Source organism: Nostoc sp. DSM 114161, assembly GCF_052692665.1.
The window spans coordinates 974,145-998,233 of record NZ_CP195141.1 but is presented as its reverse complement, the minus strand read 5'-3'; the positions used below and the strand labels follow the sequence as shown (position 1 = coordinate 998,233).

Here is a 24,089-nt window from a genome sequence, read left to right as displayed (position 1 = left end):
TAAGAGTGAAGAGTTAGGAGTTAAAAGTGATAAATTATAAAATTTTCAACTCCTCACTCCTCACTCCCAACTCCTCAATCCTCACTCCTCACTTTTAAACCGTAGACAAAGAGTAGACTTGACCATCAATTAACAATCGGGTGATTCCCTTGGCTTGGAGATGAGTACGAGCCTTATGCAGCATTTTACTATCGGGGACTTTAATCACGCGATCGCGTTTGGTAGAGAAACGCTTGGCTACTCGATGATTATCAAACACCGGTAAAGTTCTTTGCTGGGTTTCCAGGTTGGGAATTTGCCCCAAGTCGCCAAAGTCCTTGAGAGGTCGCGTAATTAATTCCGAGGAACGGTCAATTACCAAATAGCAAGTTTTCGGCAAATGTGCTGCCGATAGTGGCAAAACTTGAACCGATGCTTCACCCGGTCTGCGTCTTGTAACTAAAGGCGTTAACTCATCAAAGTCATCTTCCTCTAAGTCATCCTCCTCCTCAAAGTCATCATCTTCTAAATCGTCATCTTCTAAATCATCCAAATCTTCTGACTCGTCTAGCAAGTCTTCTCCCAGCATCTGTGCTATGACAGTTACCTCTGGACGTTCATCCTTGAGTATGGGGCTGGGGATACTGGCTATTTCCAAGGGTTTTGGTTGTGGAGTTTCTGATTTTTCTGTAACTCTTAGCTTCGGTTTTTCTGTGGCTGAGGTGCGTCGCCGTACCCTTCTTGCAGCAGTTGACTCGTCAGTATCTTCTGAGTCGGTTTCTTCCTCTACTACCTCTACTACACGACGTAGCTGTGGTGGTTCAACTTCTACCACTTTCGGCTGGGTGTCGCTAGGTGGAACTTCGATTTCTGGCTGTGGTTGAGTTATCAGCAGCGGTAACTGCTCATAGTTTACCTGTGCCCTACCCTCAGGAGTTCTGGCAGCTCGCTTTAAAGAAACTAAGTATTCATACTCTTCTTCTGGCAAAGTACTTTTGAGTAAACGACTAATCGTCGAGTTACTTACGTCGTAGCGTTCTGCCAAAGTAGAGGTTGTTTCGGCACTTTCTCGATATAACTTGAGAATTTCTTGTTTGTCAGAGTCTGTTAGTTTTCTCACGGTAGATACCAAAAATCTTTGCTAAGCTCGTTTTCGTGTGCTGGTACGCCGCGTTCGTCTTAGTGATGCGTCATATTCTAGGGCTGCGCCCATACCAAATAACACTCCACTAAACACCCAAAACACTTCTAGTATCTCCCCACTTTGATAATTGGGGCCTTGGGCGTATTTAAACCACATATCTGCAATGTAGAGCGAAAAGGCCGCTGCGGCAATCATTCGCCAAGACTGGGAAACTCTTCCTCCCCAAAAGGCTAACAGCAGAGTGGTAGCAATAATTAACAGAACTACGTCGCTAACTACGTAAAACCAATTCAAAATAGCGACCAAAAGTTCTGACGATGTTTCCTGTTGCATAGAAATCCACCATGCTAACAAACTACCGAATACAGCAATTGCTAACACAATTAGCCACTGCCATTTTTCCAGATTGATTCGCCTGGAAGCCACAGCTAAAATCATGCCTGCGCCTAGTAACAGATAACTCAATACAAAAAATATATCGCCTAAAGACACATCCGGTTCTTCTTTTAAAACTATTTCCGTGTAACCGAAAATTATCCCTCCAATGAAATAGGAAAGCATACCTAAGCCAATAGAGAGCCAAACATTCCGACCACTGACGATTTGCGGACTAAGCCAGTTTCTCAAGCATAAGATACCGGCGCCCAAATAAGCTAAGGCTTCAAAAATATTTGTGCCAATCACATACCACTCGGCTCGGCTTTCTATGCCATCGGCTCCGGGGATTTTGGCACTAAACAACAAAAAGTATAACAGTGCCAGCACGCCCCAACCAATATTAGCCAAAACAATGTTCTGAGTGTTGAAAATGGATTTAGAAACCAAGGAATTGTCGTAAGAGTTATTCATAGGGCTTGACTATGTAGATGCACTCTGGCAGTATTTTGAGTTAAAGGATTGTATAGCTAGCGGTGTGTCTGCCAAATAAGACACAATCGAACACCAATAGCAAGTGCCGACAGTAGGAACTTTTGAAAAAAATTTCCAGACTACTGCCATAGTTTACCCAGTGCTGATTGATTTAGCCAAGAAAGAAATAGCGATCGCTCGGCTTCTGGCATGTCTTCTAACTTATAAATCACTTGTTTGGTAAAATTGGCATTGCCAAAATAGGATTTGCCTAATCGATGTAATTCTTGCAAAAGGGTAACTACGTGATTTTCTTGCCAAGGAGGTAGTTTGGCTCCAAGCAAAGGATTGTTTGATACCAATGATTTAACTGTTTCTGGAGGAGATGCTTGGGGAAATTGCTTTTGCTGGAATACCTCCGCAATATCTTTCTCAAATAATGCAGCTTGCCTAGCACCCAAAAACTCTTCAATATCGATATAAACAGCTTGCAACAGTAAAACAGTGGCTTGGATCAAAATCCCCGTCTTGCCTTGATTACCACCTGTGTCATTACCTAACTGTTCTAAACGGATTTTCCCCCAAACGCTAAAACGTTCGGGTTCTTCCAGTAAGACACAGGCTTTACCCCGGTTATCCGTTAATTCTCTCCATAAGGCTCTAGCTTCTTCTTCTTGACTAGCTTTGAACACACTAATCAAGCGAAAAGTCTGCCCTTGATAATCTAGGATCGGCACCTGCTGATCCTTTTTTGGGTGCTGAATGCTTGATATTTCAACATCCTGCCGTTTGAGAATAAACATGGCACTAGCAAATAACTCCTCACAGGGGCATTCTTAATATGGAATATATAATGGCATTTGACAGCATCGCCAAGGCTGAAATTACCTAGCGTGATGTAAAAATGGTCGAAGCCGCTCGCTTCGCTGGATATTTCATTAGACTAAGCTGCCTAGAAGGACTCGGCCTGGGGTAAGTAACCCCTTGACAAGACAATATATCTAACCAATACGCCATCTGCTTCGTTTTTAATGTAGATTGATAACTAGCGACTTGGATCTTAGCCTTGCTAGCGAGAAATCTGCAATTTTTGATTGCTTCTTAGTCGAGAAAAACGATATAATATTCCAGATGACTCTTTTGGGAGCCAGAATATTATCTTGGGCGCGTAGCTCAGTGGATAGAGCAATTGCCTTCTAAGCAATTGGTCGCAGGTTCGAGTCCTGCCGCGCTCGTTTGAATCGATTAAGGGAATAGACGCGATTAATCGGCCTCTCTACAAGAATTATTGAGGATTGTTAATTGCGATCGCGCCGAGAAATTTACGCCATTTCTGCTATCAGGAACGTTTTAATATTTATTAAATCAGGTGGTATTTTCCACGTTTTTCTGTTTGAGAACTGCTTCACGTTCAAAATCAATGGCTTCTGTTGACAAATTACATAATGTTTGTAAGTTTATTTTACCTTTATTATGTAGCATTTCTAACCAATTGGATGCTGACTCTAAAATTTGTTTGCCGCTTCTTATTTGAATACTCAATTTATCTTCACTTGAATTAAAAATGACGAAAATTGATATCTTTTGCCAAATTTTTTGAGTGGAAAGTAGTACCTTAAAAGAGGTGACAATTTTTCCTTCTTCGGGTACATGAAGTGCTAAATCTGAAGCTTGAATATTTTTTTGGATTTCCTCAAGCGGTAACACCGAAATATCAATTTTATTATCAAAATTTATAAAGTCTGCAATATCTGGTAAATTTATTGCTGTTTCGTTTAATGATTCAAATTGAAAGGTTAGCTTGTTATTCAAAGGATCTACAATAGCGTTAAGCTGTACGGGATATGGAGGCTGAGGTACAGAACCTTTTTCATAAAATGAACGTCCTTCCGAAGTAACTGTTAGTGGTGATGTTGCTGATAGAGTTTGTAAAGAGCGAAGATTTGCAGTAGTACTGCGAATGAATACAGGATCGAGCGCAAGTACTGAGGCTAATTCCTCTTCTGTTGGCGGAGGTTGAAATTCAATTGCAGCGCGAATAATAAATTCTTCAAGTACGTTAAATTGCCGGGGTTCTTTGATGTTTACTTCTATAGGAGTTTGGTGCCAGCTATAGCGAAATTGACATGCTGCTAAAACTGATAAATTAGGGTTTTCTGCTTCAATTTCCTTGACCAAATTTTTAAGATTATCATCAATTGGTTTATTAGAAGAAGCAAGAGACATCAAAAAAACCTCTATGTACTTAATGAATGAGTCAGTTTTTTATACTTGCTAAAAAAAATTTACCGTTGGGATTGCTAATGTAGCAATTACACACCACAGAAGATTTAATATTTTGGTGGAGAAACTCAGGCTACATCATTAAAGGGAAGCTTAGGTATTTGATTGTAAACTTCTGAATTTTCTTCAAGAGCTTGGCGTATATCATATTGCGTTTGTAAATTCAACCAAAACTGAGCGCTATTACCAAAATAGCGAGATAAACGTAAAGCTGTATCTGCTGTAATACTAAGCTTTCCAGATAAAATATCATTAATTCGTGTCTGAGCTACACCTATATCTTTGCTTAATTGATTAGAGGTGATATTTAATGGCTCTAAAAATTCTAGTTGTAGGATTTCTCCAGGATGGATACTTGGTAGACGGTCATTATTCATAATTATTTTTATGCATCAGTGATAATCTACTATTAGTTGAGAAATATCCACGAAACCCTCATGCGAACTGACAATATTTGAAACTTCGGAATACATACTTCCTACCTTACCTGGTTGCTGGGTAAATAAATCATGACAGCCAACAATTACTAGCAGTTCTTGAGCGCGGGAAAAAGCAACATTTACGCGTTCTGGTTTCTTCGCAAATCCCACATCTCCTTTATTATTGTTGCGAACCATACTCACAATTACAACAGGTCTTTCCATTCCTTGAAATCTATCTACCGTACCAGTACGAATTTCTAGAGAAGGGAAAAGTTCAGATTGCAGGCGTTCATCAATTTTTCTCAATTGAGCGCCATAAAATGTAATCACGGCAATTTCTTTTTTTGGTTCGCCATTAGCAACTTTAGAAGTCCAAGTTTTCTCGAACTGCTGACACAAATGTTCAATTGCATCAATTTCTGGAGTATTAAAGTAAGAAGTTCCTTGGCGTTCTTCTAAAAATTTCTTTTCTATAGGCGTTTTTACCCAGAGAATATGGTGAGATACTTGGATGATTTCGCCTGCTAAATTATGTGCGCGTTTTATATCAGGCTCTAAAATTCCAGATTCTAGTTTACCATCGTAAAACTGATTGATTGCACCCATAATATAGGGATGCATTCGATATTGTGTAGTCAGCATTTGCTTGATACTGTCATCGGCAGATTCAAACTGACTTTTAAATAGCGATTCTTCTAAAAATTGGAGTTCGTCTCGCGTATTACCAATTGTTTCGGCAACTTCTTCTAAAGTGCTAGTATCGAGCATCGGCGGTAATTGTCGATGGTCGCCTACCATGACTAATTTTTTGGCTTTCAATGCTGGAATTAGTAATTCTGGTGGAGTACATTTACTAACTTCGTCGATGATGACGACATCAAAAGATTTAAATTCTTCAGAAAAACCTCTATTGGCAGCTTGAACGCAGGTGATACCTACAACGTTGGCATTATCTAAATATATGCGTCTTAAATCGTTGCGATCGCCTTCTGTTGGGTTTCTTAACTTTTCTATCCAATCTTGCACAAAATTTTGATATTTACTGAGATAAGTCTCTTCTTTTTGGAGTTGTTGTTGCCAAGATTCAAACTTAAGATTTAAAGTCTGTAAAAACTCTATATTAAACAAATCACCACTAGAGTTTTCTGGCTTAAATTTATCGGGTAGATTTTGCCATTCTGCCGACCACCACATTCTTTCTGCAATTAAACTTTCTGATGGCTGTGGTTGTAATTGTTGTTCAAATTCCTGGAGGCTAATTTGCAATTTTTGAAGCTGCTGTAGAGAATTTTCAGTCTCTTGTTTTAGTTTAGCTAAATACTCGTTTAGAGAAGTTTTGATTACCTCCAACACAGCAAAAGGTTCTAATAATGAAATCAAACTTTCAAGCTGAGTGATGCAATTTACCCAGGAATGCACTTGCTTAGTAAATTCTTGGGGTTGTTCCCAAATTTTTGATTGTGTGGTGAGATATTGCTCAGCTAAAGTGCGTACTTGAGCAGGTATGTTTGGTTCTTGGCTGAGTTCTTGCAAGATATTAATAACTTGTGCAAGTTGCGAATTAGCATCTTGCTGCGCTTTTTCTAGTTGATATTGAGTAGCAGAAATTTGCTGTTGGCTGATTTCATTTTTTTGCAGTTCATTTAATTGTTGGCGTAAATGATGAAGTTGTTGTTCTGCTTCAGTTTTGACTTTTAAAACGCATTGACGTGCATTTGCCAGGATAGTTTCTAGCAATTCTTGTGTAATTCGAGTGAGAGTAGAGTCGATATTATTCCATTCCCACGATCCGCCATAAGTTTTTTGGATTCTAATTAAGAAAAATTGTGTATTTTCAACCAATAACTTTCGCTGTTTTGGGTTGAGTAGCTGATAATTATTAAATTGTTGATAAGTCTCTTGCCATTGAGCGCGATCGCTTTGTGATAGCACCATTGGAATCTGACTAAAATTTTGTTGTAAAAAGTAACTAAAATTATGCTGTTTGCCTTGGCGATCGCTAAAATTTCCGTCTATTTCATAAGCGATCGCTTTTGTCAATAAATCCCAATCAGGCAAGTTAATTTTGTAATTTTTTGGTACTATCAGTAATTTTAATGTATTAGCAAACATCAATAAGCCTAGCGGCAAGTCTACTAAATTATCTGTTAAGGGTAAACCTGATTGGTGGCAATCTTTTAAAGTTTGATAGAGATGAGAATGTGCTGTAGACTTCCATTCTTTAACTGCTGAAATAATATAATCAATTTCTCTCTGACGGTTTTGCCATATCTGAATTGTTTGCTGTAGGTTTTGCTGCTTGGTCAGAAATTTCTGATAATCTGTTTGTAACTGACTTAACAAGTCAAAATTCTCTTTCACAGTCTGCGCTAATGCTGCAACTGCTGACATAGTTTCACTGGCATTTTGAGCATAATTCAAAGCAGCTTTAAATTGCAAAATTTCTGTTGCGATAGTTTCACGCAACCAAATCGCTAAACCAAAAGCACCAAACGCTGGACGCACAAAGCCAAGTTCATCACTATATTTAATAGATTTACGAACATTGGCTAAAAATTCTTCTACTAAAGTATTACCTTCCGCGTAGGGTTTAAGGAGTGGCAAAAAATTTGTGATTTCTGGAGATTCCCAATCGATATTGGGAATAGTACTTAGTATTTTATCCAAACCAGAAATTAAGGATTTTAGCTCATTTTGTGCTGCTAAATAATCGTTGTAAAATTTTTCTTGATTTTTAAATTCTGACTCTATTTTTAACTTATTTTTCAGGAATTTGCTTTGTTCTTTATCGAATTCTTCTTCTGCTTGCAAGTAGGATGTAAATCTTTGTGATGATGAGAGTATTTTACGAAAAATTTGAATATTTTCAAATCTTTGAGTTAGATTATTTTCGCAGTCATTTGCAGTATTTTCCAGCCATCTACCAATTACTTGGTCTTCTAAAAAGGGTTGTCCTTCCTCACCAACTTTTTCGGCTTTTCCCTTGCGTACAGCACGAATCACTGGGTTATGAACTAATCGACTCAAGGCGTTATCTACTGCTAAATTAGCTTGAGAAGCAATTAAAGTGCGTCCGCCACGAAGGGCAATTTGATAGCAAATTTCAGCTATGACGGTAGTTTTTCCAGTACCTGGCGGCCCTTGAATCAAAACAAGATCCTTAGCTGCAAGTACCTTTTCTACTGCTGCTTTTTGACCGGGATTTGCAGCAGATAATAGCAAATCTTGTGGTTGGAGTTCGGTAGTTGTTTTGATTTTTCTAGCTTGGTAAGCATCAAATAAAAAGTTACCTAAATATGGATTTTGAGTGTAACCATTATTCAAATCTTCTAAGGCTTTTTTCTTACGCTGAATCTGCTGAATATCGCCAACTGCTTCAAAACACAAAAACCCGGTAGTTGGAAACTTATAACGTTCTGTTGCGATATATTCAGCTAAATCTCGTTCTAATCTAACGCTGATAATGCAACGGTTGGGGTCTATTTCTTCAATAGTTCCTAATTGACGACCACTTAGCCAATTTTTTCCAATGGGAGCAGTTTCAAAAAGTTTTAAATCTTCGTTTTTTGCTTGCTTTGCGCGTTCCCAAAAGTTTTCTATTTCCAAGGAATTTTGATAAAAGCCATCAAGGGTAGCTGAAGTTACATCAATTTCAAAATTTATTCGCCTTTTTAAGTTATAGTTATTACGTATATAACGTACACAAAATTGACGCGCTTTAGCGATCTTTTCTTCAATTTGTAAAAACGCTTTCCAAGCTTTTAGTTGATCTTCTGTAGGTACATTATCACCACAAACTGGTGCGGCTGCTATGCGCGTCAATGTCGCTGGTGGAATGTCGAGATGATACTGGTGATTAGGTAGCAAACGTAAGGGAAAAGCTAGAGAATAGCTATCAGCATTTCCCCGTGATATTTGTAATAAATGAGCCGAAAGTATCTTTAAACCGTCGCGTCCATCTTTTTGGACAGCTGCTGTAAATCCTAATGTTTTTCTTAGTTTATCAAGTTTTGGTGGTAATTGAAAATTATCAGAATCTGTTGCTATCGTTAAATCCCAAATTTCTTCTTTTGGATCTTTTCCCGCACCTTTGCGACGTACATAAAATAGACAAGGCTTTTTCCCAACGCATTCAAACATTAATTCGTTAGCATGTTCGCGTCGTTCCCGAAACTCAGGATATGCTTGTAGGGCGCTTTCTCCTTCAAGATTGCGGATTAATTTATCAATTGTTGAACCTACGAATGTATAACCCCAATCTTCAGAGGATGTTTTACTTTTTGTGGATTTTGCTGCGAGTTTATTTATCGCTAAACGAATGCGTTCCGCCTCAGATTCTGAGATGGAACTTGTATGACTTTTAGCTACAATTTTGAGTTTTTCGCAAATTGCTAATAGTTTTTTACTATCTAAATTCAATTCTTTTGATAGTTCATAAATTCTTACTTTTACTTTGTTCATCCAATGTTGCCTTTGCCCACAGAATTTTGATATTAAAGTTTGTACTGTTGATAAACTTGACTCGCGGCGCGATGCAGTAAAGAGTGTCGCCAAACAAGAGATTTCATATCATCAGCATAACCGCCACCAATTACACAAGCGACAGGATAACCAGTACTCATACAAGTACTTAAAACCTGCATTTCTCGACGGAAAATGCCAGCATCTGTTAAGGCTAATTTTCCCAAGCGATCGCCTACATGAGGATCTACACCTGCATCATAAAATACTATATCTGGCTTGACTTGAGATAATAAATCTGATAAGTAACTAGCCAATGTTTGCAAATAAGCATCATCTTCCATTCCCACTGGTAAAGGAACATCTAAATCGCTGGTTTGTTTAGTACCTGGGAAATTGACTTCGCAGTGCATGGAGAAAGTAAAAACACTCTCATCATTTTGGAAGATAAAAGCAGTGCCGTCTCCTTGATGAACGTCCAAATCTACAATGAGGATTTTTTGCACGAGTCCGAGTTTTTGTAAAACGCGACAGGCGATCGCTAAATCGTTGAAAATACAAAAACCAGATCCATAACTGGGAAAAGCATGATGAGTTCCACCGGCGGTATTACAAGCTAAACCCTGACTCAGTGCCAGCTTAGCAGTCAGTATTGTACCACCAACCGCTACACAGGTACGATTGGCTAACGCTGGACTCCAAGGTAAGCCAATGCGACGCTGTGCTTTGGGTTCTAGAGTTCCTTCACAATAAGCTTGAACGTAGTTTGGGGTATGAACTAACTCTATCAACTCTCTTGGCGGGCGTTCAGGCGTATGAAATTGTTCTTGATTTGCTACACCGTCAGCTAATAGCAATTCGTAGAGTTGCCGGAATTTGGACATCGGAAAGCGATGCCCTTCAGGCAATGGCGCAACGTAATCTCGGTGGTAAATAATTGGCAAGTCCATGTTATTAATTTTGAACCATAGTCTGGTGCCAAATACATCTAGAGATTGTCTAATAATCAATCATCAGATTGTTTTTACCTGACAAAATTCATGTAAAAGTGGTTTAAATGCAAGCAAACAGCACTTACCCAGCACTTATGAAAATTTTCTAGCAACAGCGTCACAGCAATGGAGAAAATCACAATTACTTAAATAACATCGGCCAATGTCTGGCAAAATTCAATCACCAACAGATTATTTGGCAACAGCGAATAATTTGCGATCGCCGTTAGCTAAATCAATCCTGAATATCCATAAAATTAATTTTTTAAAACTACATTTTCATCCATAAGGACTAGTCTGACATGAAACAAAATAATTTAAAATTTTTACGGTAAATTTTGAACATAATTACAATCAAACTGCAAATTATTTTATCTAAAAATGAAAATGGATATTATGCAATGGATTCTGCCCATCGCTTTTATTGTAGCTGGTTTTCTAGCTGGAATAATTGGTGAAAAGGTTATTTTCAGAAAAATCGAAAGATTCGTTATTAATAAACACATTACTGGAGGGAATATTATATTTCATTCCCTGCATCGCATGACCTTTATCTGGTTTGTAATTGGCGGTTTTTTTTGGGCAGTTCTCAGTTCACCTTTAAGACCAGATATTGTCAATGTACTGCAAAAAATTCTCACTATCGCATTTCTATATTCAGTGACCTTAGTCTTAGCAAGGCTGGCTGCTGGTTTTGTTAACTTATTGGTTCGCAGAACAGAAGGAGTTCCCACTTCACTAGTTTCTAATCTTGCTAAAGCCGTTGTTTTACTTTTGGGAACATTAATTTTATTACAAACTGTCGGCGTGCAAATTACACCAATAGTGACAACTTTAGGCATTGGTGGTCTAGCCGTTGGTTTGGCTCTTCAAGACACCTTAGCAAATTTGTTTTCTGGTTTTTACTTAATTATTTCTAAACAAGTCAGAACTGGAGATTATGTAAAATTAGATGCCGGACATGAAGGTTATGTTACAGACATCACATGGCGCAATACGACAATCAAAGAAATTTCAAATAACGTGGTAATTGTACCAAATTCTAAGTTAGCATCGGCAATTTTCACTAACTATCATTTACCCGCCAAGGAAATAACTTTAACGATGAATGTCGGTGTTAGTTATGATAGCGATTTGGAACAAGTTGAAAGAGTAACTGTGGAAGTTGCGAAAGAAGTTATGCAAGAAATTGCACCGAAGTTAATTGCAAATGAACCATATATTAGATTTCATACTTTTGGGGATTTTAGTATAGATTTCACGCTTTATATGCGAGTCAGTGAATTTTTCGACCAGCGGATTGGCAAACATATATTTATTAAAAAATTACACAAACGCTATCAAGAAGCAGGGATTACAATTCCTTTTCCCATCAAAGAAATTTATGTGCAACATAATATGAATGGAAATTCGACTTTAAATTCTGATTAACAGGATGTTTGAAAAGTCTTCTTGTCGGGATCGAAAGTTTTAGATCCCTCTAAATCTCCCTTTTTAAGGGAGACTATGAGAGTTAAATTGCTAATGCTCGCTTTTCCAATGGTACTTGAAAGCGATCGCCTGGTGTCGGTTCAATCACCTGCGTCGAAAGATTGTTTTTCTCTAACAACGAACGAAATTCCGCAGCACTTCCTTTAGTCTGAATCAATTTCATCAGCAATCCTTCAAATATCACGTCACCACCAGCCGCTGTGGGTAATATTACTTGAGGCTGTAACGATTTTGCTACATCTAAAGCACTATTGTTTCCTTGAATAATTGGCCCAAGCAAAGGTAATGTCATGTCAATAAACGGTGTAACCACTACATCTATAGGTGCAGCTTGCTTCACTTCTGGAGAATGATAACCGTGAGGCTCATAGTATAAAGTTAAACCGCTTGCCAATTCCTTGAGGAGATAACTATTTTCTACCAGCATGGGGCCGATGGGCGAACCAGGAAAAGCCTTGATTTCAATTTGATTATCTAAAGTGAAAGTTTCACCGTGAGCAAGAGTAGTTACCTGGGTGTAACCTAGTTGGTGTACCACCTTGGCTGCATTGGGAGAAGCTACAACCTTGATATTGTGGTCAAGCTGCTTGAGTGTTGGTGGGTGAGAATGGTCTTCTAAACCTTGAGATAGCAGAATTAAATCAATGTTCTCAGGTATGGGGCGATTTTGCGATCGCCGCCCTTTAAATAACCAATCCAAATTACTGAAAATTAACGAATCAACTAGCCAAGGGTCGATTAATATTCGTTTCTCGCCGATTTCCAGCAGCCAGCTATTGCTATCAAACCAAGTTAAGAACATAAATTTTTATGAAGATAACGCCTATCTTCATTATCAATCGTGTTAGCTCTCTTGCAGACCCTTCCAACAACTCACTTCAAACCACAAATTTCTTCCTTTGCGTCTATGCGTTTTGGCATGAGATCAAAAAGAAGTGGTTCATTTACCTGAAAATATCTGTAATGTCCGATCTTGGTTTCACTCATATTGCACTTGCAGTTACTGATGTCGATGCAAGTATCGCATTTTATACAAAGTATGCCCAAATGACCGTTGTACATCGGCGCACTGATGAAGCGATTCAATCAGATGTTGCTTGGATTAGCGACCTTACCAGACCTTTTGTAATTGTCCTGATCCAATCAACTCAAGTAGAAGGCGTACTTTTACCACAATCCCATCTGGGAGTAGCTTATCAAAATCGGGAAGACATCGATCGCCTGTGCAATGAAGCACGCACAGAGGGAGTATTGTTGAATGGGCCAAATGACTTTGGCCCCCCAGTTGGTTACTGGGCTTATCTTCGAGACCCAGATGGCCATACACTAGAAATTTCTTACGGTCAGGTAGTTCAATTTACAGTTAAAGACGCGATTAATCGCGTCTCTACAAATTAATAGGTATTACCTTTTACCAGGAGTACGCCCTCCTTCATCGTTACTACCACCATGTGGGTGGGAATTACCAGGGTCGCAGCCTTCAGCACCATTACCAATACCTTGATTGCAATGGCGACGTTCTCCCTTGCGTTCCGTTGAAGTTTCAGTACGTTCCTCAACTGCAACTTCCTGCCGTTGTCCAACAACGTATTGTGAGGAAATATTTGCTACCTGTCCAGTACTAGAAAGTGCTTGATATAACAAAGCAGAGACTTCAGACCTAGTTGCTATGCGTTCGGCATTCAGTAAATTTACGTCGGGATAGTTGACAACTATACCGCGTTGTGTAAGGGCAGCAATGAGACTGCGATGTTCGCTACTTATATTAGTTGCATCGCTGTAAACAGATAAAATCGTATCCGTGGAACCACTGCTTTGATAATTTAATCCCTGTGCTAAAGCTACCAGAATATCTAAGCGAGAAAGGCTTTGAGTAGGGTTAAAATCTTTACCAATCACAGCATTTAAAAAGCCCATTTGGTAAACATCCCTGATGGCATTGTAAGCCCAGTACCGGCTTGAGACATCCTTAAAAGCGATCGCTTGGCGAATTTTGCCCTTTGTAAAAGCTTTCCGTAGCATTGCCGCAAATTGGGCACGAGTTACCGGGGCATCTGGGCGGAAAGTTCCATCAGGAAACCCTTCAAGAATTTCCATTGCTGCCAATTCGGCAATAAAATCTTTAGCCCAGTGATTTGTGGAAACATCAGAAAATCCAACTTGGAGATTGCGAGATACCCCAACTTCGCGATAATTCATTAGCAGTTGGCTGACATCGTAGCTAGAGTTATCGCTGACTTCAGTTACCTGCACCAAACTACCAGGAGTAGCTTGCAAAGCCCGTGCTAAGTCTGAACTAAAGATGCTAAAGGAAGACTGGCGGACTAAAGCGAATTCACCTTGGGTGAAAGATACAGGGTAAATACTGGTTGTTTTTACTGTTGATAAACCTTCTACTTGGAATTGATTAGCTTGGAAGGTTTGGGAACCGCTGAGGAAAGTCACCTTTTGATTGCTGACTTGGGTGAAGTAGTCGTAAGTGGTAGTATTTGCATCAATAGCGCCGTCTTGGTCAGCATCAATACCATAAACAGTGCGAATTACTTGATATTCTGTTGGTTTACCTGACAAAATCAGGTTAACTGCGGAGTTTGCCGATAAACATTCAAATTCGCTGTAGCCAATGAAGCGGTTTTGTAGATCGTATAATCGCACAACAATGCGATCGCTAGCTTTTAACCCTTTAACAAATTTTGCTTTTTGCTTAATCTTGTACTTGTAATCGCCCAAGAATCGCTCTTTTAAAAAGTTTTTGTTCTGTTTACTCTTAACAGAAACACGGGCAATTACTTCTGACAAATTACCACTTGGTTCCCAAATTGCCAGACTAAAACCTGTTTTTTGTCCCTTTACTGAAACCCTACTAGTATTTACTTGAGTGCGGCTTTCTGTGGTTACAGTTTGTTGTTGGATAGTAGTAGTACTACTTCTTGTTTCTACTTCATTATCGGCTAAAATTTGTTGTTCGGTGGAATTATCAGGCCTTTGGGCGACGACGGTAGAAAACCCTGAAGTTGCGTAAGCAGAAAATATTGGTGAAAACACTGCTACAGAAGTTGCAGCAAGAACAAATTTGCTCAAATGACCAAAGTTACTATGATTTGTGTTTTTCATCTCACACTACCATTCGTCTAAAAAGTCAAAGGGGTATTTGGTGTCCCTAACTTATTAATCCCTGGTAATAGATAAAACTAACATCTCAATTTTGAATATAGGCAATAGGTAAGAGGCAAGAGGCAATAGGCAATAGGTAAGAGGCAAGAGGCAATAGTAAAAAAAGCTTTTTGAGTCGTACCTAGTTTTAGAAACATCAAATATTAGGATTCCTATTTAATTGGGTAAAAAAATTCCGTACACTTCAATTTTTTATCACCCTACCCTCTTACCTCTTAACTATTGCCTGCAAATTCTATGGCGAGATGTGAGATCTGACGCCAGAGAACATTACTATATTTAAGAGTAGTTTATAAATCTTTATAATGACTGGAACTACACAGCAGCCAACAACAGGTACTACCATTAAAAAATTATTTTGGACTTGGCGGGGCTATAAAATTCAGTATACCGTCATGGGTACGGGACGCCCTCTGGTATTGGTTCATGGCTTTGGTGCTTCCATTGGACACTGGCGGAAAAATATCCCCGTTTTAGCCAATGCTGGCTACCAAGTTTTTGCTTTGGATCTTTTGGGTTTTGGTGGTTCTGATAAAGCACCCATTGATTACAGCGTCGAAGTGTGGGTGGAACTGCTGAAAGATTTTTGCACTGCACATATCCAGCAACCGGCTGTATTTATTGGCAACTCCATCGGCGCACTTTTGAGTTTGATAGTACTGGTAGAACATCCAGAAATTGCTGCTGGCGGTGTTTTAATTAACTCTGCGGGTGGTTTGAGTCATCGTCCCCACGAATTGAACCCGCCGCTAAGGATTGTAATGGCAGCTTTTAATCGGGTTGTAAGATCGCCAATTACAGGCAACTTTGTTTACAATCGCATCCGCCAAAAAGCCCAAATTCGCCGCACTCTATACCAAGTTTACCGCGATCGCCAAGCCGTTACCGATGAATTGGTGGATCTACTTTATACTCCCTCTTGCGATCCAGGAGCGCAACAAGTTTTCGCCTCGATTCTCACCGCGCCTCCCGGCCCCAGTCCAGAGGAACTTTTGCCGAAAGTAGAACGTCCTCTTTTGGTAATTTGGGGTGCTGACGATCCCTGGACGCCAATCACTGGGGCAAAGATTTACGAAAAGGCACGTGAGAAGGGCAAAGACATCAAAATTGTTCCCATTCCCAATGCCGGTCATTGTCCCCACGATGAAGTTCCAGGCGTTGTTAACGCCCAGATTACCCAATGGTTAGGGCAAATTTGACAATTTGGCGCATAGACAAGCCACTGCCGAACTTTTCCAAAGTTGAAGTAGCTGGCATTATCAAAACAAGGGCATCAGTTTGTGTTTATGCGCTTTGGGGCGAGTAGAGTAGAAATTCGGTTAACAATCTGGGTGAGTCACTTTTAATTTTGAATTGCACCTTGACAAAATCAAACTCATGTGGTGGATATAATGGAGCTTGATGTGTGTAATGGACATAAAGGGGTAGTTCCCTTGAGTCACCATCCAGATTTTTCCAAACAAGGTTATCAAATCATCAGCGAACTAGGACGCAACAAAGAAGGAGGACGCGTTACTTACCTAGCTAATGTCCTCAATTGCGATCGCCAAGTAGTAATTAAAGAATTTCGTTTCGCAAGTGCGATCGCTGATTGGTCGGGTGTGAAAGCCCATGAACGCGAAATTGAAATATTGCGACAACTGAATCATTCCCGCATTCCTCGCTATATAGATTCGTTTGAAATGCCAGGGTTTTTTTATATGGTTCAAGAATATAAAAATGCCCCATCCTTAGGTTCAAAACGCAGCTTTTCTCCCGAACAAATTAAGCAAATTGCGATATCAATCTTAGAAATTTTGGTTTATTTGCAAAAGCAAGTTCCGCCAATTATTCATCGGGATATTAAACCAGAGAATATTTTGATTGACGAACAACTAAATGCTTACTTAGTTGATTTTGGTTTGGCTAAGATACAGAATACAAAAATAGCTCTTAGCAGCTTCGTCACAGGAACCCCAGGCTTCATGCCACCAGAGGAACAATTTGGTTATCCTCTCACAGAAGCGTCAGACTTATATAGTTTGGGAGCAACATTAATTTGCTTACTTAGTAATACCCGTTCTGTTGATATTAGTAAGCTAATTAATGATAATTATCGCTTTAATTTCCAGAAATTAGTTCCTCAAATCAGCCCGCGTTTTGAGTCGTGGTTAATGAAAATGGTGGAACGCAATCGCAAAGGCCGCTATGCCAATGCGACTGTCGCTTTGGAAGCACTCAAGCCAATTGAGGTTATTGGTAGCGGCACTGGGATAGAAAATTTAATCAGGACAATTAAACCTTTAAAACGAGTTACTGTATTGGGAATAGCTACTGTAATGACCTTGGCTGCTTTGGCAGCAACTTTAATGAGTTGTCAACCTGGCATTACAGTCAGGCAATTGTTAGAAAGTAAAGAATGTCAGGATTTTGACTTTAATGGGAATTGTCAACAAAAAACTGAATAGGGAATAGGCAATGGGCTATAGGCAATAGATTTTTTTTTACAAATCACTGAGGATTGCTATATCAATACTCCCTATTCCCCACTGCCTATATTTCATCAGAGGTTTAAGCTAACTCGCAGCTAAATTTCCCCAACCGACATAGGGCAATTTTGCGGCTGTTGCCCGAACCTGGTCTGCGTTAGCTACTAACTGACCGCAAGCATCCCAAGTACCAGAAATGAAGGTGCTTCTTGTACCTTCACCAATGAAAACTGGGACAGTGCGATCGCCAATTTCTACTTGCAAAGTTTCCAAATTCACTGTTACATTTGCTTGGGGATTGGCTGCTACTAATTCTTGCAATTGTTTGACATTGGCAGCATCGGCTGTCACGCAAGGTATTCCCATTGCCACACAGTTACCGAAAAAGATTTCGGCGAAACTTTCACCAATTAGTGCTTGAATTCCCCATTTAGCGATCGCTTGGGGTGCGTGTTCCCGTGATGAACCACAGCCAAAATTTCTATTAACTATTAAAATATTCGCCCCTTGGTATTGCGGTTGGTCAAAGGGATGTTCGCCGTTTAATGCTTTACGGTCATCGATAAACGCACCTTCGCCTAACCCATCAAAGGTAACGGCTTTTAAATAGCGGGCGGGAATAATGCGATCGGTATCTATATCATTGCCTACTAAAGGTATACCGCGTCCTGAAACTGTCTTAACTTCGCTCACCATATTAGGGATTGGGGATTGGAGATTGGGGACTGGAGATTAGAGACTGGGGCAAAGAGGCACAAGAGAGAATAATAACTCTTCACTCTTGTACAGACGCGATTCATCGCGTCTCTCCCAATGCCCCTTTTAAAATTACAACAACTCGCGCACGTCAGATACTTCGCCTTTAATGGCAGCAGTAGCCACCATCGCCGGACTCATTAATAATGTGCGACCAGAGGAGGAACCTTGCCTGCCTTTAAAGTTGCGATTAGAAGACGAGGCACTAATTTGTCTTCCCTGTAATTTGTCAGGATTCATTGCCAGACACATAGAACATCCAGGTTCGCGCCATTCAAATCCAGCTTCTTGGAAGATTTTGTCTAATCCTTCAGCTTCTGCTTCTTGCTTCACCCGTTCGGAACCAGGGACGACAAAAGCTTTAACTCCCTCGGCAACATGGCGACCTTGGGCAATTTTGGCAGCTTCCCGCAAATCGCTAATTCTGCCATTAGTGCAACTGCCAATGAAGCAGACATCGATTTTAGTACCTTTGATGGCTTGACCTGGGTATAAATCCATGTAGCGGTAAGCTTCTTCGGCAACAAAGCGGTCTTCTTCGGGCAATTCTTCTGGCTGAGGAACAAACTGGTTTACACCGATGCCTTGACCAGGAGTAATTCCCCAGGTAACGGTGGGAGGAATTTCAGCAGCGTCGAAAACTACCACATCGTCATATTCAGCATCAGCATCGCTTTTAATCGATTCCCACCAAGCCACTGCTTTGTCCCAATCTGCACCTTTGGGAGCAAAATCTCTGCCATTGAGGTAATCGTAGGTGACTCGATCCGGATTGACGTAGCCGCATCTGGCACCGCCTTCGATCGCCATATTGCAGACTGTCATCCTTTCTTCCATATTCATTTGTTCAAAGGTGGTGCCTGCAAATTCGTAGGCATAACCCACGCCACCTTTAACGCCAAGGGTGCGGATGATATGTAAAATTACATCTTTGGCGTAAACACCGGGGTTAAGAGTGCCGTTAACTTCAATTTTGCGGACTTTCAGTTTCGAGAGGGCGAGGGTTTGGGAAGCGAGAACATCCCGGACTTGGCTAGTACCAATCCCAAATGCGATCGCTCCAAATGCGCCATGACTTGATGTGTGGCTATCTCCACAAGCGATCGTCATTCCCGGCTGGGTCAGTCCCTGTTCTGGAGCGATAACGTGAACTATACCCTGACTGCCGGAACCAATATTGTAAAAAGTTATGTTATTTTCTTGACAATTCTGTTCCAGCGCCTCGATCATCTCTTCTGCCAAGGGATCGACGAAAGGACGTGCCTGATTTTCTGTAGGCACAATATGGTCTACCGTGGCGACGGTACGCTCAGGAAACAGAACTTTTAAACCCCGCTCCCGTAACATAGCAAAGGCTTGGGGACTAGTGACTTCGTGAACTAGATGAAGCCCAATAAATAGTTGCGTCAGCCCTGAGGGAAGTGTACCAACGGTGTGTAAGTCCCAAACTTTATCGAATAAAGTACCTTTACTCATACGTCAATCGGTGTTTAATGAGTCAGAGTTTTCATGGTATCAAAAAAAAGTCTGACTTTTTCTATACGATTTATTGATTGACGGGATTGGGGATTGGTGACTGGGAAGATGGGGAGATAAGAGTCAAACTTTTGAACATCTGAGGTTCGCCGTTGAATATCTGAGGTTCGTCGCTGAATATCTGAGGTTCGCCGTTGAATATCTGAGATTCGCCGCTAAATATCTGAGGTTCGTCGTTGAATATTTGAGCTTTAAACTTCTAGTTTTAAAAGTCCTTCATCTTCCCATGCCCGATGCCCCATGCCCCATGCCCCATACCCTTAGTTATTTGAGGAAGATCCACAGGTTTTGGCTATGTCAGGGGATTATTGCCATTACCACCTTGCCTCAATAAATATTCGCAAATCCGTCGAATCTCCTCTTAGATATGTTTGGCGATCGCGTTCAGCTTGTTCTCTATTTTGTTGAGTAAATTCGATGTTATGTAGTGTGATTTCTCGTAAGTAATTCACATCTTGAGTTAGTTGAGCGATCGCCGTAGTATTCGCTTGCTGCTGCGTCGCTACAACAGCTAAAACAGCTTCTATCCTGTCTAATCTGTTTGGTTGATTTGGGGTCATCAAAATCCTTTTGTTGTAACTGTGGGCGATCGCAAACTCCGATCCAAATGCGATCGCTCTAAAACTCGGTAAGTTTTACCACTACACTATGCTTCCAATCAAAAAGCCGCCCTTTCAGGCGGCTTTTTGTTTTATGGGCAGTACCAGACTCGAACTGATGACATCCTGCTTGTAAGGCAGGCGCTCTACCAACTGAGCTAACCGCCCTTTTGTCTCACGATTATATAATATAGCAAAAGATTTCCCATTGCGCTAGTGTTTTTGGAAAAATATTTTTTTAACGCTTATCGCAAGCATCAAAGAATCATAGAAAGAGGAAACCCACCCCTTCAAGGGATGGGAGGGTATCAAAAAAAGACTGTTAACGGTCAACGCGAATCCTATATCCTTTTAGAAGTGAGATTACCTCAATTCCTTCCTTGCCAGCGCTGAATTGGGATGCAGTCAATATCTAATTGATCTAAAGCACGGGCAACTACAAAATCAACTAAATCCTCGATGGTTTGAGGATTGTGATACCAAGCGGGAATCGCAGGGACAATTCTCACTCCAGCTTCTGCTAAGGAAGTTAAGTTACGCAGATGAATCAAGCTAAAAGGGGTTTCACGGGGTACAAGCACCAATTTCCGACCTTCTTTGAGTTGAACATCAGCTGCGCGTTCTAGTAAGTCGGAACTCAACCCAACCGCTAGCTTTGCCACTGTACTCATGCTGCATGGAATAATTATCATCCCCAGAGTGGCAAAGGAACCGCTGGCAATTCCAGCACCAACATCACCCCAAGGATGACAGCGTAGCTTACCAGAAAGTGGGACTCCTGCTTGCTCTCGCCAAAATTGTTCTTGCGCTGTTGGTTCTGGTGGCATCCGAATTTCCTGTTCTGACTGCCAAACCATGTAAGTGGATCTAGAGGCAACCAGTTCAATACTATATTCTGCTTCCAACAGAAATTTGATAGCGCGAACGGCGTAAATCAGACCAGATGCGCCCGATACGCCTAAAATCAATGGCTTAGTTTTATTCGACACATAAGTCCTAAATGTATTTACTCGTCCTCACCATAAGGGTCGAGGTCATCACCTTCAATGTCATTTGCTAAATAGAGGTCTGAAATATCTTCATTAGAACCACTACCAGCTAAACCTTTGGGTACGCCATCACTGCCGACAGTTACCAAGTCAATTTGTTGACGGTAGTAATCGACACTCTTAACTTGCACGGCGACGCGATCGCCCAATCTATAGGAAGCGCGATTTTTGCGACCAAACAGTGCTTGCTGTCTGGCGCGATATTCATACCAATCATCTTTGAGAGAACTGACGTGTACCAATCCTTCTACTCTCAGGGGTACGCCAGGATTATTGCTGGATTCAACCGCCTCTGCTGGTACTTCAATTTCCACAAAGAAACCGTAGGATTGAACGCCAGTAATCACGCCTTGAAATACTTCACCAATGCGCTGCTTCATCAGTTGGGCTTTTTGCAGCCCTGCTAAATCAGCTTCGGCTTCTTGGACTTCTTTTTCTCGGTCGTTGATTTGGACAATTACCCTAGTCAAATCGCTTTGGAGTTCTTGTTGCAGTTCTGGGGGTAAAACGTTCCAGTTAATTTCTTCGTGGCTGGAGGAATGGCGCAAGTTAACTTTCTCTCTCACGCGGGTGTTACGGCGATCGCGTCCATGCTCCAGTAATGTATAATACACTCTCTGCATCAGCAAATCTGGGTAACGCCGCAAGGGGGCGCTAAAGTGGACATACTGCCCTAGCGCCAGACCAAAGTGAGGCCCTTTGGTGGTGCTGTATGCAGACGGTTTGAGAGTATCTTGCAACAAATAGGTAAGAACTTGCTCGGAGGCAGATTCAGCAAAAGCTCTAGTCAAATGTTGATAATCTAAAGGTTGAATATCCGCTTCTGGATCTAAGGTTAAGTCAACGCCTAAATTAACTGCCAGTTTCAGCATTTCTTGGACATCTTCGATATCCGGCGTGCCTTGGACTCGCCAGATAGCCGGAACTCCAAGGGCATTTAAGTGAGTCGCCATCAGTTGATTCACTAGCAGCACCAACTCAGTCAGTAGCGATCGCACTGGTAAATCATTTACCACCACAGCCCCCAGAATTCCTTCATCGTAATACGGGTTTTGGCTGGGTGGGAGATTCAATTGGAGGCTACCGCGATTTAACCTTACTTGTCTTAAATCTCTTTGCAAGGCTTGGAGATTTTGCAGAATCTCCAATACCTCTGGGGATTGATTGTGAAATTCACCTGCAAGAATTTCTTCGGCTTGTTCTGTGGTAAGTGCAGTCTCGACTTTGATGACGCTAGGTTGAATTTCCCACTCTACTATTTGTCCTGATTTCGGATCGATAGTAATTAAGAAAGAGATAGTTAAGCGATCGCTCCCCGGTACTAAAGAACAGCGTTCTGCCACAGTTGATGGCAACATTGGCAGTATTAATTCTCCCAAATATACTGACTTGCCTCGTTTGAGTGCTTCTCTATCTAGGGCTTCATCAGGTTGTACGTAGTGAGAAACATCAACGATGTGAACTCCTAAAAGCCAATTTCCACTGGGGTTTCTCTCCAAACTGAAGGCATTTTCGACTACTTTTGTGTCTCCATTTACACCTTCAATAGCGATTGTAAACGCATTACGCAAATCTAAGCGATTTTTCAGGTCTGCTTTTAAGAGCTTTTTGGGCAACTTGGCAGCGAGTTCAACGACGTTATCCGGGAAACCACGTGATAAATCGTGCTTGCATGTTACTAAATCTATATCAGCAGCAGCTTCGGCATCACTGCCGAGGATTTGCACTACTCTACCCAAAGGGGGGTATTGAGCTAACGGATAACGCAAGACTTCCACATGGGCGAGGTGATCGATGGCGTCTTCTAATTTTGCACCATTAGGCTGAATCTTGAGTTCAAACAGCAGCCGATCGTCTAGAGGTACAGCCCGAAAACCGCTTTCTACTTGCTTAATTCGTGCCAATAATGTGTGGTTGGAACGTTCTAATATTAGCTTCACCTCTCCTTCCGGAGAGCGACGGCGACTGCCTTCTTTGAGGACTCTTACCAAAACGCGATCGCCATTCCAAGCATTACTCAGATGACTTTCACGAATATAAATATCCTCAGCACCTTCCACATCTTGAATCGCAAAGCAAAAACCTTTACTAGAACAACGGAGTTTTGCTTCGATGATTCCCTCTTCTATAACACGGCGATACTTGCCGCGTTCTTTCACCAAAATACCGATTTTTTCCAGAACATCTAAGGCTATGTGAAGCTTTTGTAAACTTTTTTCATCTTCACAACCAAGTTTCTTTTCCAAAACTTTACGAGCCACCAATTTATCATCGGTGAAATTGGCAAGGAGTGTAGCGATTGAAAATTCCATGCAGTGAACCGACCTTTGGTCAAAACATCATTTTTTTATCTGGTTCTTTCCTGTATGCCCTCACCAAAGAAGGCGAAAAGTGACCCTTGTCTGTTGACAAAGAGGAAAAAGACCAGCCTTAAGACCTTTCCCATTTTCCTTTTAACCTTTCCCTTCTTGTGTTTTCCCTTTCACCTTTACCCTGATTAAGAGCCTAAAGGGTTTTGAAGGCTTACAGAAACAAGCTGGAAACGAATTGCCCTGAGGCAAGGCTTCCTAATTTCCGAAGAAAGGAAGCCAACCTACCCTTGCGGGATGCTCCCGAAGTTGTGTTGAGCCGAAAACCCGACCAACGGACAACTCTGAGCGTATTTTAGACTTCTCACTGCACGATGCTCTCAAAGTTTGCTTGGTTTAAATTCCTTCATCTAACTAAACTTAGAAAGTACACCTGATAGAGATTTGGCCCCGCTAGGTAATTATGCGACGGTTCTTGAGAAGCTGGGTTTGGAGAATCCATACTGCCCAAAGCGCTATGCAGGGGAGCCACTGACGGGTACGTAGGGGTCTCCCCAAGTGAAGGAGCCAGTGCGCT

General features: G+C 41.0%; 19 protein-coding genes and 2 tRNA genes. 6 read left to right on the top strand and 15 right to left on the bottom strand.

Going from position 1 to position 24,089, the window contains the following annotated elements; genetic code table 11:
• Positions 1–94: 94 nt before the first annotated feature.
• From NSTC745_RS04400 to NSTC745_RS04390, 3 genes are all read right to left on the bottom strand, one after another.
• Positions 95–1,099, bottom strand: coding sequence for a transposase (locus NSTC745_RS04400; protein WP_445636060.1), 1,005 nt, complete (start codon positions 1,097–1,099; stop codon positions 95–97).
• A 21-nt stretch (positions 1,100–1,120) separates the two neighbouring features.
• Positions 1,121–1,972, bottom strand: coding sequence for a hypothetical protein (locus NSTC745_RS04395; RefSeq protein WP_096536166.1), 852 nt, complete (start codon positions 1,970–1,972; stop codon positions 1,121–1,123).
• A gap of 140 nt (positions 1,973–2,112) precedes the next feature.
• Positions 2,113–2,775, bottom strand: a complete 663-nt coding sequence (locus NSTC745_RS04390; RefSeq protein ID WP_445636059.1) for an Npun_F0813 family protein — start codon at positions 2,773–2,775, stop codon at positions 2,113–2,115.
• A gap of 359 nt (positions 2,776–3,134) precedes the next feature.
• Between NSTC745_RS04390 and NSTC745_RS04385 the strand changes: the two genes are divergently transcribed.
• Positions 3,135–3,207, top strand: a tRNA-Arg gene (locus tag NSTC745_RS04385).
• Positions 3,208–3,337: 130 nt separating this feature from the next.
• On the opposite strand, the gene NSTC745_RS04380 is transcribed toward NSTC745_RS04385, so the two are convergent.
• The 4 genes from NSTC745_RS04380 to NSTC745_RS04365 all read right to left on the bottom strand — a co-directional run bounded on the left by NSTC745_RS04380 (position 3,338) and on the right by NSTC745_RS04365 (position 10,088).
• Positions 3,338–4,198, bottom strand: coding sequence for a hypothetical protein (locus NSTC745_RS04380; RefSeq protein ID WP_445636058.1), 861 nt, complete (start codon positions 4,196–4,198; stop codon positions 3,338–3,340).
• Positions 4,199–4,323: 125 nt separating this feature from the next.
• Complete coding sequence (locus NSTC745_RS04375) at positions 4,324–4,632, bottom strand: HigA family addiction module antitoxin (RefSeq protein WP_445636057.1); 309 nt, start codon at positions 4,630–4,632, stop codon at positions 4,324–4,326.
• 15 nt (positions 4,633–4,647) lie between these two features.
• Complete coding sequence (locus tag NSTC745_RS04370; protein ID WP_445636056.1) at positions 4,648–9,138, bottom strand: translation initiation factor IF-2 N-terminal domain-containing protein; 4,491 nt, start codon at positions 9,136–9,138, stop codon at positions 4,648–4,650.
• A 32-nt stretch (positions 9,139–9,170) separates the two neighbouring features.
• Positions 9,171–10,088: a histone deacetylase family protein gene (locus NSTC745_RS04365; RefSeq protein WP_445636055.1), complete on the bottom strand. Its 918-nt coding sequence runs from the start codon at positions 10,086–10,088 to the stop codon at positions 9,171–9,173.
• A gap of 205 nt (positions 10,089–10,293) precedes the next feature.
• Between NSTC745_RS04365 and NSTC745_RS04360 the strand changes: the two genes are divergently transcribed.
• Both NSTC745_RS04360 and NSTC745_RS04355 read left to right on the top strand, forming a co-directional pair.
• Positions 10,294–10,419: a hypothetical protein gene (locus NSTC745_RS04360; RefSeq protein WP_445636054.1), complete on the top strand. Its 126-nt coding sequence runs from the start codon at positions 10,294–10,296 to the stop codon at positions 10,417–10,419.
• Positions 10,420–10,523: 104 nt separating this feature from the next.
• On the top strand, positions 10,524–11,561 hold the full coding sequence (locus NSTC745_RS04355; protein WP_445638524.1) for a mechanosensitive ion channel family protein: 1,038 nt from the start codon (positions 10,524–10,526) through the stop codon (positions 11,559–11,561).
• Between the two features lie 82 nt (positions 11,562–11,643).
• Here NSTC745_RS04355 and NSTC745_RS04350 read toward each other — a convergent pair whose 3' ends face one another.
• On the bottom strand, positions 11,644–12,423 hold the full coding sequence (locus NSTC745_RS04350) for an MBL fold metallo-hydrolase (RefSeq protein ID WP_445636053.1): 780 nt from the start codon (positions 12,421–12,423) through the stop codon (positions 11,644–11,646).
• 161 nt (positions 12,424–12,584) lie between these two features.
• On the opposite strand from NSTC745_RS04350, the gene NSTC745_RS04345 reads away from it, so the two are divergent.
• On the top strand, positions 12,585–13,019 hold the full coding sequence (locus NSTC745_RS04345; RefSeq protein ID WP_445636052.1) for a VOC family protein: 435 nt from the start codon (positions 12,585–12,587) through the stop codon (positions 13,017–13,019).
• 6 nt (positions 13,020–13,025) lie between these two features.
• Here NSTC745_RS04345 and NSTC745_RS04340 read toward each other — a convergent pair whose 3' ends face one another.
• Positions 13,026–14,735 (bottom strand): S-layer homology domain-containing protein, encoded by a 1,710-nt coding sequence (locus NSTC745_RS04340; protein WP_445636051.1) that lies wholly within the window; start codon positions 14,733–14,735, stop codon positions 13,026–13,028.
• 365 nt (positions 14,736–15,100) lie between these two features.
• Between NSTC745_RS04340 and NSTC745_RS04335 the strand changes: the two genes are divergently transcribed.
• Positions 15,101–15,994, top strand: coding sequence for an alpha/beta fold hydrolase (locus NSTC745_RS04335; RefSeq protein ID WP_445636050.1), 894 nt, complete (start codon positions 15,101–15,103; stop codon positions 15,992–15,994).
• Between the two features lie 192 nt (positions 15,995–16,186).
• On the top strand, positions 16,187–17,242 hold the full coding sequence (locus tag NSTC745_RS04330; RefSeq protein ID WP_445636049.1) for a serine/threonine protein kinase: 1,056 nt from the start codon (positions 16,187–16,189) through the stop codon (positions 17,240–17,242).
• 108 nt (positions 17,243–17,350) lie between these two features.
• On the opposite strand, the gene leuD is transcribed toward NSTC745_RS04330, so the two are convergent.
• From leuD to NSTC745_RS04300, 6 genes are all read right to left on the bottom strand, one after another.
• The gene (gene leuD / locus NSTC745_RS04325; RefSeq protein ID WP_445636048.1) at positions 17,351–17,959 is read right to left on the bottom strand and encodes a 3-isopropylmalate dehydratase small subunit; all 609 of its coding nucleotides are present in this window, start codon (positions 17,957–17,959) and stop codon (positions 17,351–17,353) included.
• A 132-nt stretch (positions 17,960–18,091) separates the two neighbouring features.
• Positions 18,092–19,495, bottom strand: coding sequence for a 3-isopropylmalate dehydratase large subunit (gene leuC, locus NSTC745_RS04320; RefSeq protein WP_445636047.1), 1,404 nt, complete (start codon positions 19,493–19,495; stop codon positions 18,092–18,094).
• A gap of 374 nt (positions 19,496–19,869) precedes the next feature.
• Positions 19,870–20,115, bottom strand: coding sequence for a hypothetical protein (locus tag NSTC745_RS04315; protein WP_445636046.1), 246 nt, complete (start codon positions 20,113–20,115; stop codon positions 19,870–19,872).
• A 134-nt stretch (positions 20,116–20,249) separates the two neighbouring features.
• Positions 20,250–20,322: transfer RNA gene (locus tag NSTC745_RS04310), tRNA-Val, on the bottom strand.
• 200 nt (positions 20,323–20,522) lie between these two features.
• On the bottom strand, positions 20,523–21,143 hold the full coding sequence (locus NSTC745_RS04305) for a flavin prenyltransferase UbiX (protein ID WP_445636045.1): 621 nt from the start codon (positions 21,141–21,143) through the stop codon (positions 20,523–20,525).
• A gap of 17 nt (positions 21,144–21,160) precedes the next feature.
• The gene (locus NSTC745_RS04300; RefSeq protein ID WP_445636044.1) at positions 21,161–23,515 is read right to left on the bottom strand and encodes a ribonuclease R family protein; all 2,355 of its coding nucleotides are present in this window, start codon (positions 23,513–23,515) and stop codon (positions 21,161–21,163) included.
• Positions 23,516–24,089 lie beyond the last annotated feature (574 nt).

What these genes read in the sequence shown, in the direction of transcription:
- NSTC745_RS04395 (WP_096536166.1), bottom strand. Translation starts at nt 1,972, where the DNA reads ATGAATAACTCTTACGACAATTCCTTGGTTTCTAAATCCATTTTCAAC.
- NSTC745_RS04390 (WP_445636059.1), bottom strand. Translation starts at nt 2,775, where the DNA reads ATGTTTATTCTCAAACGGCAGGATGTTGAAATATCAAGCATTCAGCAC.
- NSTC745_RS04380 (WP_445636058.1), bottom strand. Translation starts at nt 4,198, where the DNA reads ATGTCTCTTGCTTCTTCTAATAAACCAATTGATGATAATCTTAAAAAT.
- NSTC745_RS04375 (WP_445636057.1), bottom strand. Translation starts at nt 4,632, where the DNA reads ATGAATAATGACCGTCTACCAAGTATCCATCCTGGAGAAATCCTACAA.
- NSTC745_RS04370 (WP_445636056.1), bottom strand. Translation starts at nt 9,138, where the DNA reads ATGAACAAAGTAAAAGTAAGAATTTATGAACTATCAAAAGAATTGAAT.
- NSTC745_RS04365 (WP_445636055.1), bottom strand. Translation starts at nt 10,088, where the DNA reads ATGGACTTGCCAATTATTTACCACCGAGATTACGTTGCGCCATTGCCT.
- NSTC745_RS04360 (WP_445636054.1), top strand. Translation starts at nt 10,294, where the DNA reads ATGTCTGGCAAAATTCAATCACCAACAGATTATTTGGCAACAGCGAAT.
- NSTC745_RS04350 (WP_445636053.1), bottom strand. Translation starts at nt 12,423, where the DNA reads ATGTTCTTAACTTGGTTTGATAGCAATAGCTGGCTGCTGGAAATCGGC.
- NSTC745_RS04345 (WP_445636052.1), top strand. Translation starts at nt 12,585, where the DNA reads ATGTCCGATCTTGGTTTCACTCATATTGCACTTGCAGTTACTGATGTC.
- NSTC745_RS04340 (WP_445636051.1), bottom strand. Translation starts at nt 14,735, where the DNA reads ATGAAAAACACAAATCATAGTAACTTTGGTCATTTGAGCAAATTTGTT.
- NSTC745_RS04335 (WP_445636050.1), top strand. Translation starts at nt 15,101, where the DNA reads ATGACTGGAACTACACAGCAGCCAACAACAGGTACTACCATTAAAAAA.
- NSTC745_RS04330 (WP_445636049.1), top strand. Translation starts at nt 16,187, where the DNA reads ATGGAGCTTGATGTGTGTAATGGACATAAAGGGGTAGTTCCCTTGAGT.
- leuD (WP_445636048.1), bottom strand. Translation starts at nt 17,959, where the DNA reads ATGGTGAGCGAAGTTAAGACAGTTTCAGGACGCGGTATACCTTTAGTA.
- leuC (WP_445636047.1), bottom strand. Translation starts at nt 19,495, where the DNA reads ATGAGTAAAGGTACTTTATTCGATAAAGTTTGGGACTTACACACCGTT.
- NSTC745_RS04315 (WP_445636046.1), bottom strand. Translation starts at nt 20,115, where the DNA reads ATGACCCCAAATCAACCAAACAGATTAGACAGGATAGAAGCTGTTTTA.
- NSTC745_RS04300 (WP_445636044.1), bottom strand. Translation starts at nt 23,515, where the DNA reads ATGGAATTTTCAATCGCTACACTCCTTGCCAATTTCACCGATGATAAA.